The 14,574-nt window shown below is 38.3% G+C and carries 11 protein-coding genes; 7 read left to right on the top strand and 4 right to left on the bottom strand.

Annotated features, from left to right (window positions below):
• Positions 1–126 precede the first annotated feature (126 nt).
• From GXK58_RS01970 to GXK58_RS01955, 4 genes are all read left to right on the top strand, one after another.
• Positions 127–2,880, top strand: coding sequence for an alkaline phosphatase family protein (locus GXK58_RS01970; RefSeq protein ID WP_160719350.1), 2,754 nt, complete (start codon positions 127–129; stop codon positions 2,878–2,880).
• Between the two features lie 242 nt (positions 2,881–3,122).
• Positions 3,123–6,209: an efflux RND transporter permease subunit gene (locus tag GXK58_RS01965; protein ID WP_160719348.1), complete on the top strand. Its 3,087-nt coding sequence runs from the start codon at positions 3,123–3,125 to the stop codon at positions 6,207–6,209.
• 244 nt (positions 6,210–6,453) lie between these two features.
• The gene (locus tag GXK58_RS01960; protein ID WP_160719347.1) at positions 6,454–7,383 is read left to right on the top strand and encodes a phosphate ABC transporter substrate-binding protein; all 930 of its coding nucleotides are present in this window, start codon (positions 6,454–6,456) and stop codon (positions 7,381–7,383) included.
• A gap of 309 nt (positions 7,384–7,692) precedes the next feature.
• On the top strand, positions 7,693–7,896 hold the full coding sequence (locus tag GXK58_RS01955) for a hypothetical protein (protein WP_160719346.1): 204 nt from the start codon (positions 7,693–7,695) through the stop codon (positions 7,894–7,896).
• A 135-nt stretch (positions 7,897–8,031) separates the two neighbouring features.
• On the opposite strand, the gene GXK58_RS01950 is transcribed toward GXK58_RS01955, so the two are convergent.
• The 4 genes from GXK58_RS01950 to fabG all read right to left on the bottom strand — a co-directional run bounded on the left by GXK58_RS01950 (position 8,032) and on the right by fabG (position 11,703).
• On the bottom strand, positions 8,032–8,679 hold the full coding sequence (locus tag GXK58_RS01950) for a tetratricopeptide repeat protein (RefSeq protein WP_160719344.1): 648 nt from the start codon (positions 8,677–8,679) through the stop codon (positions 8,032–8,034).
• A 251-nt stretch (positions 8,680–8,930) separates the two neighbouring features.
• Positions 8,931–9,134, bottom strand: coding sequence for a hypothetical protein (locus tag GXK58_RS01945; protein WP_160719343.1), 204 nt, complete (start codon positions 9,132–9,134; stop codon positions 8,931–8,933).
• A 170-nt stretch (positions 9,135–9,304) separates the two neighbouring features.
• Positions 9,305–10,492, bottom strand: a complete 1,188-nt coding sequence (locus GXK58_RS01940) for an acetyl-CoA C-acetyltransferase (RefSeq protein WP_160719342.1) — start codon at positions 10,490–10,492, stop codon at positions 9,305–9,307.
• A 476-nt stretch (positions 10,493–10,968) separates the two neighbouring features.
• Entirely contained in the window at positions 10,969–11,703 is a 735-nt protein-coding gene (fabG, locus tag GXK58_RS01935; RefSeq protein WP_160719341.1) for a 3-oxoacyl-[acyl-carrier-protein] reductase, read from the bottom strand.
• A 456-nt stretch (positions 11,704–12,159) separates the two neighbouring features.
• On the opposite strand from fabG, the gene GXK58_RS01930 reads away from it, so the two are divergent.
• From GXK58_RS01930 to phaC, 3 genes are read left to right on the top strand one after another with little or no spacing between them, the layout of a single operon-like run.
• The gene (locus tag GXK58_RS01930; RefSeq protein WP_160719339.1) at positions 12,160–12,567 is read left to right on the top strand and encodes a hypothetical protein; all 408 of its coding nucleotides are present in this window, start codon (positions 12,160–12,162) and stop codon (positions 12,565–12,567) included.
• Positions 12,568–12,593: 26 nt separating this feature from the next.
• Positions 12,594–13,337 carry an acetoacetyl-CoA reductase gene (gene phbB / locus GXK58_RS01925; RefSeq protein ID WP_160719337.1) on the top strand — a complete coding sequence of 248 codons (744 nt, stop codon included), beginning with the start codon at positions 12,594–12,596 and terminating at the stop codon, positions 13,335–13,337.
• A 60-nt stretch (positions 13,338–13,397) separates the two neighbouring features.
• Positions 13,398–14,486, top strand: coding sequence for a class III poly(R)-hydroxyalkanoic acid synthase subunit PhaC (gene phaC, locus GXK58_RS01920; RefSeq protein ID WP_160719335.1), 1,089 nt, complete (start codon positions 13,398–13,400; stop codon positions 14,484–14,486).
• Positions 14,487–14,574: the final 88 nt, after the last annotated feature.

Raw genomic sequence — 14,574 nt, 5'->3', positions numbered from 1 at the left:
ATAAAAAGCTAGAATTTTATTTATTTATATTTTACACATATCTCATTAGAGATTTACACGAATTCAAGAAGAGATTAATAAAAGAGGAGTATTCTCTATTTGTACTAAAGAAAGGGGAGAAGAGGTATGTTAAAAAAGCTTAGAAAAAAGAAAAAGCTGATTGCTGGACTTACTTTAAGTACTATGCTATTGGGTTCAGCCGGGGCATATGCTGCCCAAGAAAGTGGGTTTGGAAGTAATTTGGTAGGTAATCAAGCTGATGGTTCCGTACAAACACCTGTGAACCAATTGATTACACCTGCTGGGAAGCAAATTGAATTTGGCGGTAATCCGATTACTGTTGCAGTTAATCCTAATGGGAAAACAGCTGTAACCATCGTTGGCCGAAACAATTACGGCGGCAAAGGGATCAATGTTGTTGATCTTGCAACAGGGAAATTGACTGTCAAAGATTTATCTTTAGGACTTTCTAGTATGTGGGGATTAGCTTATTCGAAGGACGGAAATCAGCTATATGCTACCGGATCTTCAGGCGGCAAAGGTAAGGTTGTGGTTATGTCTGTTGGTGCAGATGGAACTCCTGTCATCCAAAAGACTTATACTCTTCCAAATCCAGCTGTAGGAGGAAATATCAACCCGCTCGATCTAGCGGTCGGACCACAAGGCCAGCTTTTAGTTGCACTTAATCGTGACAACAGCCTAGGAGTCATGGATCCACAAACTGGTGCTGTAACAGCCAAAATTGCAGTGGATAATGCTCCAACAAGTATTTTAGTAGATGGAAATACAGCTTACGTTACCAACCAGGGTGGAAGAAAACCGAAGGCTGGAGATACAACTGTAGACTCTTCTGGAACTCAAGTGGTTGTTGATCCAAAAACAGGTGCTACATCTACAGGAACTGTATCTGTTATTGACCTTACTAGTAACACAGTTACTAAAACGATTGAGGTTGGCGTACAGCCAGAGCGAATGACGCAGTCAGGCCAATACATATTTGTAACAAATACAAATAGTGACACGGTTTCTGTTATCGACTCAAAAACCAATACAGTTGTACAAACGATTGACATTGAACCATATCCAGATGCGCATAAAGGTGCTGCACCAAACGCAGTAAAGGTAGTTGATAATAAATTAATGGTCAGCCTTGGCCGTGATAACGCGATTGCGGTTTATGATTGGCAAGGCCCTGAAAAGACACCTGAGTTGCAAGGTCTCCTGCCAACTGCTTGGTTCCCTGTTGATATTGCAGTAGACAATGAAAATAAAAATTTAGTAGTAGTAAATGCTGATGGTATTGGTTCACAAGGTCCGACTCGTGATTTAACGATTCAAGGGGTCAAAGTAAATGGACACTCTTCATACGCTCAGGTTGGATCGTTATCATTGATTCCATTCCCTTCAACGGAAGACCTTGTTAAAGGAACAAAGCAAGTATATTCAAACAACAACTGGTATGGCATAAAGAACCGAAATGCGGAGCCTCGGAACAACAAGAAACCAGTTGCTATGCCAGAGCGTATCGGTGAGCCATCTACAATTAAGCACGTATTCTACATTATTAAAGAAAACCGTACGTATGACCAAGTACTTGGCGACCTAGGAAAGGGCAATGGTGAAGTGGCATTAACGCAGTTCCCAAAAGCTGTGACACCAAACTTCCATAAATTTGCTGAAACGTATCCGCTTTTAGATAATTTCTATGTTTCCGGTATTCAGTCTGCCAGCGGACACCAATGGGTAATGCAGGGTACGAATACAGATTATGAAGATAAAGAAACAGATGCAGCGAACGTCCGAAGCTATCCTGGCGGAGCTGGAGATCCAATGGCCTATGCACCTACCGGACATTTATGGGATCAAGCGATTAAACAAGGTGTATCCGTAGAAAACTTTGGCGAAGACACCACTGATTTTACCGGTTCAGCACCGCGCGGAACTTGGACTGATTGGTATAATGATTACTTAATCCTTTCTGGACAAAAGCAAGGCGAGTTACATGTTCCAATTGGTAACTACGAGGCGAAATATGATATTCCGTCGCTTGGACCAATTACACATAAGCCGTTCCCAACATTCGATATGGGCATTCCAGACCAGTATCGTTTTGAAATTTTCAAGCGTCAGTTTGAACAACATGTAAAGAATGATGATTTACCGCAATTAAACACGTTGTGGATTACAAATGACCACACAAACGGTACTGCTACAGGGTCTCCTACACCACAGGCAATGGTAGCGGACAATGATTTGGCTGTTGGTAAAGTTGTCGATTTAATTTCCCACAGTAAATATTGGAAAGATTCTGTTATCATCGTTACCGAAGATGATGCCCAAAATGGTCTTGACCACGTCGATGGTCACCGGGAACCTGCGTTTGTCATCAGTCCATGGGTGAAAAAAGGCGTGACTAACAGCCACTATTGGACAGTTATTAACATGGTTCGCAGTATTGAACAAATTTTGGGACTTCAGCCTATGAACCAGAACGATGCGGCTGCGGAACCAATGAGTGAAATCTTTACAAATGAGCCAGACTTTACTCCATTTGAGGTAGAACAGAACCAAATTCCGCTAGACACCTTAAACGGTCAGCCAAATGCAAATACTGCGGCTCTAGCAAACACAGATAAGATCACACCAGAGGCGCAGGAACTTTCGAAAAAATGGACAGAGTGGTCCAACAAGAACAAAGAAAAGTTAGTAGGAAGAAACGCGTCACCGGATGAGACCAACGCTAATATGCTTAATCATGCGGTTTGGTATGCGACAAAAGGCTTTGATAAGCCATATCCAGGTGAGAAAAAGGTTCATGCACCTGAAGAGGTAGAAAAGCAGCCTGAAAGCTTTGCTCCATCTCCTGCTGATAATGATTAATAGATTTAATCAACTATTTTAATAGGGATTGCTGTAAAGGGATGTAGAAACACAAAAATAGCTATCCGAGGGGATAGCTATTTTTGTTAAAACCTACAGAATTTTACTATCCAATTTTGGTAGTTGGTAGTTACTTATGAAACTATTCACCAATGGCACCATCAAAACCTAGAGATTCTTAACATTTAATACATAAAGAGGGGGGAACGTTTTCGGGTGTTATTTTGCCTGGATAAATTGATATGAAACGATTGATAAATGAATCATTGAAGCGTGCGATTTTGATTGTAACCTTAATTGGTCTCATTCTTGTATGGGGTGGTATGTCTGCATGGCAGATCCAGCGGGATTATCTACCGGAAATTAATAATTCCACCTTATCGGTAACTGTGCGGGCTGATAATTATCAGGCGGAACAGGTAAAAGCCCAAATTACAGGGCCAATCCAGCAAACCGTTCGGGTAGTGGAAGGTCTTAAGGATGTCGAAACTAACTCTTTTAATGGCGGGGCATTGATCAGTTTAAATTTTCCCATGAGTTATGACATGAAACAAGCCGAGGAGCAGGTTTCCAAAGCCATAGAGTCAATTCAACTTCCAGCAGGGGCTGAAAAACCATTAGTCACACGTCTTAGTACCCACTCCATGCCGATTATTCGCATGAGTCTGATGGGTTCTTCTGCCAATATTACAGAAAATACACTTCGTACGGCCATCCAAGAAGATTTTGTTAATCGATTAAAAACCGTTCCAGGGGTAAAGGATGTACGGGTTTCCGGTGGTGGGACAGCTGGATATGCAGTAAAACTTAGACTCGAGGATTTAAAAAAAGCCGGATTTACGGTTAATGATGTAAAACGCTCACTAGCAGAAAACTACACAACGGGAATAGAGGGAAAGGTATCTAATAATCAGGTATCGATTCCTGTTCAGGTTACGGGCTGGGGATTTAACCAACAAGACCTTTTGCAGCTTCCCATTAATAATGGAGCAGGGAAAACCATTCCTCTTGCTAATGTGGCAGACATCTCAAACTCAATTGTAAACCTTGAAACCATATCTAGGACGGACGGGAAACCAAGTGTTCTTTTGGATGTATTAAAGACTCCTTCATCCAATATTACTGATGTCTCTAAACGGATAAAAACTACAATGAAAGACATACCTGCGTTGAAAAATAAAGATATTCAAGCCTCCATCCAATTTGATCAAGGCGCACAGGTTAATGCATCATTAAAGGGTCTTATAACAGAAGGACTATTAGGATGCTTCTTTTCAATGATATGTGTGTTTCTGTTTTTTCGTAAGGTTCGATCCACCTTTTTAATAGCGATTTCGCTGCCAATCTGCCTATTAGCTACAACAGGTTTGTTAAAGACAATGGGAATCAGCCTCAATCTTCTTACCGTTTCAGGACTAATCGTCGCCATGGGAAGAGTAGTAGATGACTCCATTGTTATCCTCGATAATATGAACCGGAGAGTCAATGAGGCGAAAGGGAATACCAGCGTTCAATTGCTGGCAACTGCTATATGTGAAATGATACCAGCTATCGTTTCGTCCACTGCCACTACAGTTGCTGTTTACGTTCCAATAGCACTAATCGGAGGATTGGTGAGTTCAGCATTTTCAGGATTTGCCTGGTCAGTGGTGATCGCCTTAGCCATTTCATTAATTGTTTCTATCTTAGTTGTTCCCGTTCTTTACAACATGGTTTGGAGGGGAAAACCGATATCAAGTGATGATGATTTTGAGCAAGTATCCCATAATATCATAGCCTGGGCGTTTAAGCGCAAGAAATTAGTTGTTTCAGTTTGTCTTGCCTTGCTAGCAATTGCTTCAGCGGGCGCTGCCTTTCTTCCGGTGAATTTTTTACCAGTAGCAAGTAATACAGGGCAAATCGGTATACAAGTGCAGATGCCGCAAAATACTTCATTAACAGAAGTCGACGCTGAGGTGAAAAGGATTGAATCTCTTCTTGAAACTAATCTGAAAGTGAAATCCTTTTCTTCAGGGCTGGGTTCTTCTTTTCAGCCACAATCTGATGATGTATTTGATGCGGGAGGCGGATGGCTTCAGAAACCAAACATCGCCAATTTGTCTGTAATGATTAAGGAAGGTACGGACGTAAATGTTTTTATTAACAGTTTGCAGGAGCAATTAAATTCGTTGTCTAGTAAAGCAGTTTTCACAGTATCCAATCAAAACATAGCCGGGGACGATTCCCAGTTAAAAATTAATCTGTCTGGAGCTGATAGTCAGACACTAGAAACCATGGCCCAAACGGTCCGCAGCCAGTTAAAACTTGTTGCCGGATTATCCGTACAGGGGGCGGCTGATGTAGATGACCATTCAAATCAGTATGAGATTACCCTAAACCGAAAAGCAATCGAACACTATGGAATCAAGCTTGATGATGTTATAGAACGGGTTGAGCAATATACTGCGGAGGGGACAAAAGGGGTAATTTCCATTAATCAAAATACCTACCCGGTTGTCATTCATACAGATAAGCAGAATGGGAACTCACAGGATATTTTTTCATTGCTTGGAAGTGAGGTCTTTGTTAATAAGACGGGGCAGAAAGTGACTTTGGATGAGCTCGCTCTTTTAATGCCGGCAGGTACCTCTGTGATTCAAGAAAAGGATGGACAGCCATATGCTGTGATTACCGCCAATATCATTTCAAGTGATATTGGACAAGTAACGAAACTGGTTAAAGAGCAGCTTAAGAAAATTCCATTGCCTGAGGGTGTCGAATATTCCTTTGCTGGAGCTCCCGAGCAAGTTTATCAAATGATTTATGAGATGTCGATTGCCTTATTTTTCTCCATTTTACTTGTTCTTGTGATAATCAGTGCTGTTTTTAGGGGATGGAGAGCACCACTATCAGTCTTGATCTGTATACCGTTAGCCTTTATTGGTTCTGTTGTAGGAATGTATATTTTTAGACTTGAGTGGAATCTAGCAGCATTAGTTGGATTGTTGATGTTAACAGGAATTGTCGTTACAAACGGAATTGTGTTAGTGGATAAAATTGAAAGAAATCTAAAAAATGGGTTTGAACCAAATAGTGCGATTCTGTTTGGAACGGCTACAAGGGTGAGACCGGTGTTGATGACTGCGGGAACGACGATTTTAACCTTGATGCCTTTAGCTGTCTCAGGAAGAGGAGACGCAATCATCTCTCAAACACTTGGTGTTGTCGTCGTATGTGGAATGATTAGTTCTACTCTTATCTGCCTTTTAGTCATACCGATTATCTATCAGTGGTTATATTGGGGAACATTACATTCGGAGGAGAACCATCAGCAGGGATTATCGGCCTAATAAATATAATAGAAGAGTGAGTCTTTATAGTATTTAAGTATTATAGAGGTTCACTCTTTTTTACCGTATTCAACCTATGATTAAGATTCTAGTACAACAAATTACTATATAGAAAACATGTTTTAACAAAACCTTTACATGAAGTTCAAACTGAATTAATACTTATGGTCTATATTAATAACTGTAAGGAAAACCAATAGATTCATATAAAAGTATGAATCAAAAACAGGGGGAAAAAAAGCAAATGAAACGTTTGAAAAATTTAAGCCTATTAACACTTTTAGCGGCAGTAATGGTATTTATGGCTGCATGTGGAGGCGGTACTTCAAATGAGAAAACAGAAGGCAATGCTGGCAGTGAAACACCTAAAACTGAAGAAAAACAAGAACTTTCAGGTTCGTTATCTATTTCCGGTTCATCTGCAATGCAACCGTTAGTAGCAGCTGCTGCTGAAGAATTTATGGCTCAAAATCCAAACGTAGACATTCAAGTTCAGGCGGGCGGATCTGGTACTGGCTTATCACAAGTAGCTGAAGGTTCTGTACAGATTGGAAACTCTGACGTGTTTGCTGAGGAAAAGGAAGGAATTCCTGCTGATCAACTAGTTGATCATAAAGTAGCGGTTGTTGGTATGACCGCAGCTGTTAACCCTAAAGTTGGTATTAAGGATATTAGCAAGGAAGATTTAATTAAAGTATTTACTGGTAAAATCACTAACTGGAAAGAACTTGGCGGCGCAGACCAAAAGATCGTTCTTGTCAATCGTCCTGATTCTTCAGGTACACGTGCCATTTTCAATAAGTTTGCTCTTGATGGTGCAACTCCCGCTGAAGGAATTACAGAAGATTCTTCAAATACTGTTAAGAAAATTATCAGTGAGACTGATGGTGCGGTCGGTTACCTTGCATTCTCATACTTTACTGATGAAACTGTAACACCTCTTTCAATTGATGGTGTAGAAGCAACTGCAGAAAACGTACAAGCTGGTGAATTCCCTGTTTGGGCATACCAACACTCTTATACAAAAGGTGAAGCAACAGATCTTGCTAAAGCGTTCCTTGACTTTATGATGTCAGATGATATCCAAGAAAATCTATTAAAAGATCAAGGATACCTTCCTATAACTAAAATGGAAGTAGAACGTGATGCTGAAGGAAAACAATCAGATAAATAATAATAGTAAAAAGAGGTAAATGCTTAATCGCATTTACCTCTTTTTGTATATTTCCATATAACTAGATTATATATTTTACTTATTTTTAAATAAATATCACTAACTTTCGCCAAGAAACTATTTTTCACTTTAGTATCATTGTTGGTTTTCCGAAAAATAGAATGAAAGATGAAAAAGAGTGTTTGAAATAGTCGGAATATTTTGGTTTTTTAAGATTCCACAATCTGTTAGTATGAAATATATGGGATCAATATAATAACTTTTATTCATTTATAAGGCAGGTAATAGGACGGGGGAGTGAATAGTTTTATGTTAGAATTGGTTCGGGATAATCGAATGGTCACGGGTTTACCACTACTTGATGATGATTACATTGAAAAAATGGCTAATTTCTACACCAGTGAAACAGCACAAGTAATCTTTCCTAATCTACATACAATACCATTTGAAAAATGGATCTATCGTCAATACTTTTTAAACTTTACTAATAAGAACGAAGTTATACAAAAATAATGTTTGCTATGTGATGCCTCCTTCAGATGGTTTTTATTTTGTTAAAATTAAACATTTTTACATATCTAAAGTCCCCTAAACTAAGTTAGGTCATTGAGCATAACCTCAATGACCTTTACTATTAAGAGAATAATATTATTTATATATACTTAAACCATAATTAATTGCTTCAATATAACCCTTCTTGGCGGATTCGATAATTAACTCATAGGCCTCTTCAAATCTATATTGATTTTCAAGTAAGACAGCTAGATTTAACATGGAAGGAGAATACCCTAAATTAACCGCATTTTTATAATAGCTTTCCGCTTTTTTTAAATCTGGAAGAATTTCAGAACAACCAAACTGATAAATTTTCCCCAGTGCATCTAATGCCTCGATTTCACCTTTGATTGCGGCATCATTTAAAGAAAGGAGGGCTTGATTAATATCCAAGACAACGCCTAAACCGTTAAGGTACATGTTTCCTTGGTAGTAAAGAGCACCTGCATGTCCAAGCAGAGCTGCATTAGAAAAGAAGTCAAAAGCCTTTAAATAGTCTTTTACAATTCCTAATTGTTCACTGCCAAAGTAGTAGTGTTTTCCCATTTCGAACTCTGCAATAGGAAAACCTTTATTAAGAGTTTTTGTTAAAACTTCCAATGCTTCCACAAAGCTTTCAGCCTCAAAAAACTTTTTATATTCATTGAAAAGATATTCTGGTGTACCACTTACTTCAATTACCTTTTCAGGATCGAGCATTTTATCTAAGTTACTATTTAATTTAGTTTCAACGACTTTCAAATTATTCCCTCCTAATAGTTTTAGAATATATATGTGATGGTTTTATTGGATACAGAAGAAAAAAACCATTGACGCTTAGTCTTTGATAGGGGAACCTATTTGTTTTTTCATGAGAACGAATTTATTATAGTAATATTAGGATGGATAAATGAACATCCCCTGTAATTTTGAGTTGTAAATTACAAGGGATGCCTAATTAACTTGAATAAAATGCTTTATTATCCATTTACCTGCTAAGTCACCATGATTACTTAGATAAGGACAGTTTCTTTTCGTTCTTGTTTAATTTCTTTTTCAGCAAGCTCCCACCAACGGTTTGAACTTCCTGCCGGTAAATTTGCAGCCGAAGAACCAGGTGTCATATCAATTCCTAATTTAACCATATCCTTCAGATGTTCATCGTCATCATAGTTAGAACAAATACGATATATGTCGTTAAAATCAGCGAATGACATGATCAGGACCTCCTTTCTAAAAGGGATAGAGGAAATAGAAATATATTCCATATCCTGCTTACTTTTATTATAAGACTAATAATTTCAAATAAACGAATTAATCATGAACTTATTTTGAATCTTATAATAATTCAGAAAAGGGTTGTCCGGTATTTCGGCCTTTTAAAATGTTAAACTCGTTCAACGATCGTTGCTACACCTTGGCCTCCGCCCACACATAATGTAGCTAAACCAAAACGATCTTCTCGTCTTTGCATTTCATGAATTAATGAAACCAAAATTCTAGCTCCGCTGGCACCAATCGGGTGGCCTAAGGCAATCGCACCGCCATTTACATTTAACTTTTCTTTATTAAAATGTAATTCGCGGTCCACAGCTATCGATTGAGAAGCAAATGCTTCATTTGCTTCAATTAAATCGATTTCGTCTAATGATAAAGAGGCGTTATTTAATGCCTTTTTTACCGCTGGAACTGGTCCTATTCCCATAATACTTGGGTCAACCCCAGCTACAGCATTTGCTTTAATCACTACTAATGGTTTTAGCTGCAGTTCCTCTGCTTTTTTACGGCTCATAACCACAAGAGCAGCAGCACCATCATTAATTCCTGAAGCACTACCAGCAGTAACGGTTCCATCCTTTTTAAAGGCCGGACGAAGTTTTGCAAGGCTTTCCGCAGTTGTTCCGAATTTAGGGAATTCATCCTGGCTGAATACGCTAACTTGCCCTTTACGACCGGGAACCTCCACAGGAATGATTTCATCTGCGAATCTATTTGCTTCAATCGCTGCTTGTGCCTTTTGCTGGCTCCAAGCGGAAAATTCATCTTGCTCTACTCGAGAAATTTCATATTTTTCAGCGAGGTTCTCAGCTGTAACCCCCATGTGATAGTCATTTTCTGCACACCATAATCCATCTTGGATCATGCTGTCTACTATCTTTTGATCACCCATCTTATATCCATTTCGGCTGCCTTTAAGTAAATAAGGTGATTGACTCATATTTTCCATTCCACCCGCAACTACTACTTCGGCCTCTCCGGAAAGGATTGCTTGTGCTGCTAGGTGAACAGCACGTAGTCCTGAACCACAAACCATATTAATGGTCAAGGCTGGAGACTCTTGCGGAACACCAGCTGCCAGGGAGGCTTGTCTCGCTGGGTTTTGACCTGCGCCTGATTGTAACACATTGCCCATTATTACTTGATCAACATGATTAGGAGTAATACCCGCTTTTTCAATTGCCGATTTGATTACTGTAGCCCCTAGTTGCTTAACCGAAACATTTTGTAAACCTCCTAGGAAACCTCCAATTGCTGTTCTAACAGCACTTACAATTACCACTTCATTGACTGCCATCCTAATACCTCCAAATGTGAATTCTTATACTATGTATAATTTCACCCATATAATACTACATAAAGTTAATAGTTTTCTTAGGAACTCTTCGACAAAATCAGAGGGTATGAATAGACGTTCATATGTAATAACCACTTCTAAAATCTATTTTTTAGGGTTGAAGTATGTGTGGCAAAATACTATTGCGAGCGGCAATAAGCTGAAAATTCGTAATAATAATTACCCCATTCAAATTTGTTTTTGAATGGGGTGAGAATTTTGTAGAATTTTATTATATTTTGGCAAGTCTTGTAGAAATAAATTTGATTCTAGCCAATTGTTTTCATTCTAATCAGGGAAATCGACAAAAACATGATTATTAAGATAGTAATAGTGACTTGGGGAGATTATTAACTAAGAAAAGTGAAAGACATCATAAAAGATAAGATTTCACTTATGTCCTTTGAAGTGTGATTGGGTACATGCCTAACTAAATTTTAAATAACCAATCCTCCATCAACACTTAAAACAGTTGCATTAATATACCTTGCATCATCAGATGCTAAAAATAGGTAGGCAGCAGCAATATCTTCAGGTTTACCAAGTTTTTTAAGCGGGGTTTTATCTTTCATATAATTCAGTACTTTTTCAGGGACTGCTGCAGTCATCCCAGTTTCAATGAATCCAGGGGCAACTGCATTTACTCGAATTCCCTTAGGCCCAAATTCTTTCCCCCAGCTTTTCGTTAGTCCGATTACACCCGCTTTAGTCGCGGCATAATTGGTTTGCCCGATGTTCCCATATAGTCCAACAACAGAGGAAGCATTTAGGATGACGCCTGATCCTTGTTTTAACATAATAGGGGCGACAGCTTTCGTACATTTAAAAACACCAGATAAGTTAACAGAAATGACTTTCTCCCAGTCAGATTCCTCCATTTTTGTAAGAAATCCATCAAGAGTTATTCCTGCATTATTGATTAACACATCGATTTTACCGTGCCTCTCTACAACAGCTTGAACCATTGATTCAATTTGGGCGCTATCTGTTACATTGACTTGGAAGAATTCGGCTTTTTCATTATTTAATTCTTCTAATGCTTTGTTTCCGGCAGACTCATCATAATCACATATAACAACATTTGCCCCTTCTTCAAGAAATCTTTTAGCTGTCTCTTTTCCAATCCCTTGAGCTCCTCCAGTAATTAAAACAACGCTTTCAATAAACTTCATACTCTCCACCTCTTTTTTATTCTTTTATTCACCAATAACCATGTAGAGAAACCAACTAAGTTTGAAAAATGTGTCTAATTTGTGAACGAAAGACCCAGGCAAAAGTTGTATTTTGTCGATACATGTTGAAAAATTGAATCAACCATAAGCTGCTGACAACTTACCATACGCTAAAATTTAATAGCGATTTGCTAAAAATACTATTCAATTTATAATAAAAATAGAACAAAGGAATATTCTGCAACACATTTTCCGGGATTGTGAAAACGCTTAAACCTTTGTTGCTATTGAGTTTTGAGGGTTTATAAAAAAATCCATATATGTAATTAACATAGAGGTTAGAAATTTGTCGTAAAATGCAATAATATATTTTGATTATTTTCAATGTTTCTTCTTTAATTGTTTGAAAGATGTTAGTATGATAAAAATGTCGATAAAATGTAAGGAGGAATCAAATTGAGCAACAATAACAATTTGAATGTTTTTGAAGTTTGGAAGGATCTCTATAACCAATCCAGTAATTTTTATGATGAAAAAATGTTGGAGTCTTTTCCTTCCCAAGGTATTGGACAAATTTTGGACATGAATCTGCAATTTAAGAAATTTATTGACGAAACAACAGAAAAATATTTAGAACTTAGCAATATGCCTTCTCGTAAGGATCTTGCAAACTTGTCCGCTCAAATAGTAAATGTCGATGCAAAGGTTGATAGCTTAGAAGAGTTATTAGAGGACAGTTTAGAAGCTGGCAGTAATCAAGTATCTTTAGAAGGCGAACTAACCAATTTAAAGTCAGAAATGAAGAATTTGGATAAGAAACTAAATCAAATTCTATCTTTATTAAAAACTTCAGAAAATAAATAGTAAAAATTAAAAGGGGTATGGTGCACATGACAAATTTAAATGGCAAAGTAGCGATTGTAACAGGTGGCAGCAGGGGCATAGGTGCAGCAATTTCAATGGAACTTGCAAGACAAGGTGTAAAAGTAGTTCTTAACTTTGTTTCTCGAGAAGAATTGGCTGAAAAAATGGTCGCCGATATCCAAGAAATCGGTGGAGAAGCTTATGCAGTCCGGGCAGATGTTTCAAATACTGAAGATGCAGCCCATCTTGTCCAAGAAGCAATCGATCATTTTGGGCGATTAGACATTTTGGTTAATAATGCGGGTATTACCAGAGACAGCACATTTAAAAAACTAAGTTCAGAAGATTGGAGAAAGGTTATTGATGTAAACTTAAACAGTGTTTACAACACCACATCTTCCGCACTGCCTCACCTTCTTGAGTCAGAAGCAGGCCGCATTATCAATATTTCATCTATAATCGGACAATCTGGCGGATTTGGTCAAACCAACTATGCTGCCGCAAAAGCCGGACTTATTGGTTATACAAAATCACTTGCTTTAGAACTAGCAAGAACAAATGTTACTGTTAATGCAATCTGCCCAGGATTTATCGGAACAGAAATGGTACAAGCGATTCCTGAAAAGGTTCTAGCAGGTATTGTCGAAAAGGTTCCGCAAAAGAGATTAGGCAAGCCGGAAGAAGTAGCACGCGGTGTTGCATTCCTCTGCAAAGATGGAGACTATATTACTGGCCAGCAGTTAAACATTAATGGTGGACTTTACATGTAATAGACATGAACTTCATTGAATATAGTTACTAATGATGATAATTAGAAAGGAGTGAACATCATGAGCTTAGTTGGAGAAAAGGATTGGGACACACTTTTAGATTTCTTGCCTGAGGAGTACGGAAAGCAAATGAAGCGTGTCATGAAGGCAACCCAAGTGCTAACGGTTGAACCTAAACCGGAAGTGGCTCCTACTCCGAAAGAAGTGGTTTGGACCAAAAATAAAACTAAACTCTATCGTTATATTTCTAACGAACCGAAAAAACATAGAATTCCATTACTCATGATCTATGCCTTAATCAATAAACCCTACGTATTAGATTTGACTAAGGGCGGAAGTTTAATAGAGTATTTAGTGAATAAGGGGTTTGACGTTTATCTCCTTGATTGGGGTACACCAGGATACGAAGACCGCAATATGAAATTGGATGATTTTATTATTGACTATATCCCAAGGGCAGTGAAAAAAGTTTTGAAGACATCCAATGCTGACGAATTATCCATTCTCGGTTATTGTATGGGCGGGACGATGACATCCGTATTTGCAGCACTCTACCCTGAATTACCCATCCGCAATTTGATTTTTATGACAAGTCCGTTTGATTTTGAGGATTCAGGTTCTTATGGTGAGATGTTAAATGAAAAATATTTTAATATTGATAAAGTAGTTGATACACTTGGTGTGATTCCACCTGAAATGATTGACTATGGTAACAAGCTGTCTAAGCCTATGGCTAATTTTTACGGGCCATATATAAGTCTAGTGGATCGGGCGGATAACGAAAGGTTTGTAACAAGCTTTAAACTGCTGCAAAAGTGGTTAAATGATGGTATTCCATTCCCAGGTGAATCTTATCGTCAATGGATAAGGGATTTCTATCAGAAAAACAAGCTGATTAAAGGAGAACTGGTTGTTCGTGGTCGTAAGGTAGATTTAAAGAATATCACGGCGAATGTCCTAAACTTATCAGGCAAAAATGACCTGATTGCTCAGCCGCATATGGTAGAAGCCTTGATGGATGCTATTTCCAGTGAAGACAAACAGTATAAAAATTTACCGGTTGGCCATACATCGATTACATTTGGCAGCCAAGCTTCCAAGATTACATACCCAACCATTGGAGACTGGCTTGCTGAACGATCTAATTAACAAATAGGCATTAAGATTCGATTCCATGAGGTGAGTGCTCTTATGCACTCACTTTTTTATGGTAAGATTGATTATAATAAATTATCTG

This window comes from Bacillus sp. USDA818B3_A (genome assembly GCF_009928415.1).
GTDB lineage: Bacteria > Bacillota > Bacilli > Bacillales > Cytobacillaceae > Neobacillus.
This window is presented reverse-complemented; position numbering and strand designations above follow the sequence as displayed.

Bases quoted from the DNA above. Each gene is read 5' to 3' on its own strand.
- GXK58_RS01970 (WP_160719350.1), top strand. From the start codon at position 127: ATGTTAAAAAAGCTTAGAAAAAAGAAAAAGCTGATTGCTGGACTTACT.
- GXK58_RS01965 (WP_160719348.1), top strand. From the start codon at position 3,123: ATGAAACGATTGATAAATGAATCATTGAAGCGTGCGATTTTGATTGTA.
- GXK58_RS01960 (WP_160719347.1), top strand. From the start codon at position 6,454: ATGAAACGTTTGAAAAATTTAAGCCTATTAACACTTTTAGCGGCAGTA.
- GXK58_RS01955 (WP_160719346.1), top strand. From the start codon at position 7,693: ATGTTAGAATTGGTTCGGGATAATCGAATGGTCACGGGTTTACCACTA.
- GXK58_RS01945 (WP_160719343.1), bottom strand. From the start codon at position 9,134: ATGTCATTCGCTGATTTTAACGACATATATCGTATTTGTTCTAACTAT.
- GXK58_RS01940 (WP_160719342.1), bottom strand. From the start codon at position 10,492: ATGGCAGTCAATGAAGTGGTAATTGTAAGTGCTGTTAGAACAGCAATT.
- fabG (WP_160719341.1), bottom strand. From the start codon at position 11,703: ATGAAGTTTATTGAAAGCGTTGTTTTAATTACTGGAGGAGCTCAAGGG.
- phbB (WP_160719337.1), top strand. From the start codon at position 12,594: ATGACAAATTTAAATGGCAAAGTAGCGATTGTAACAGGTGGCAGCAGG.
- phaC (WP_160719335.1), top strand. From the start codon at position 13,398: ATGAGCTTAGTTGGAGAAAAGGATTGGGACACACTTTTAGATTTCTTG.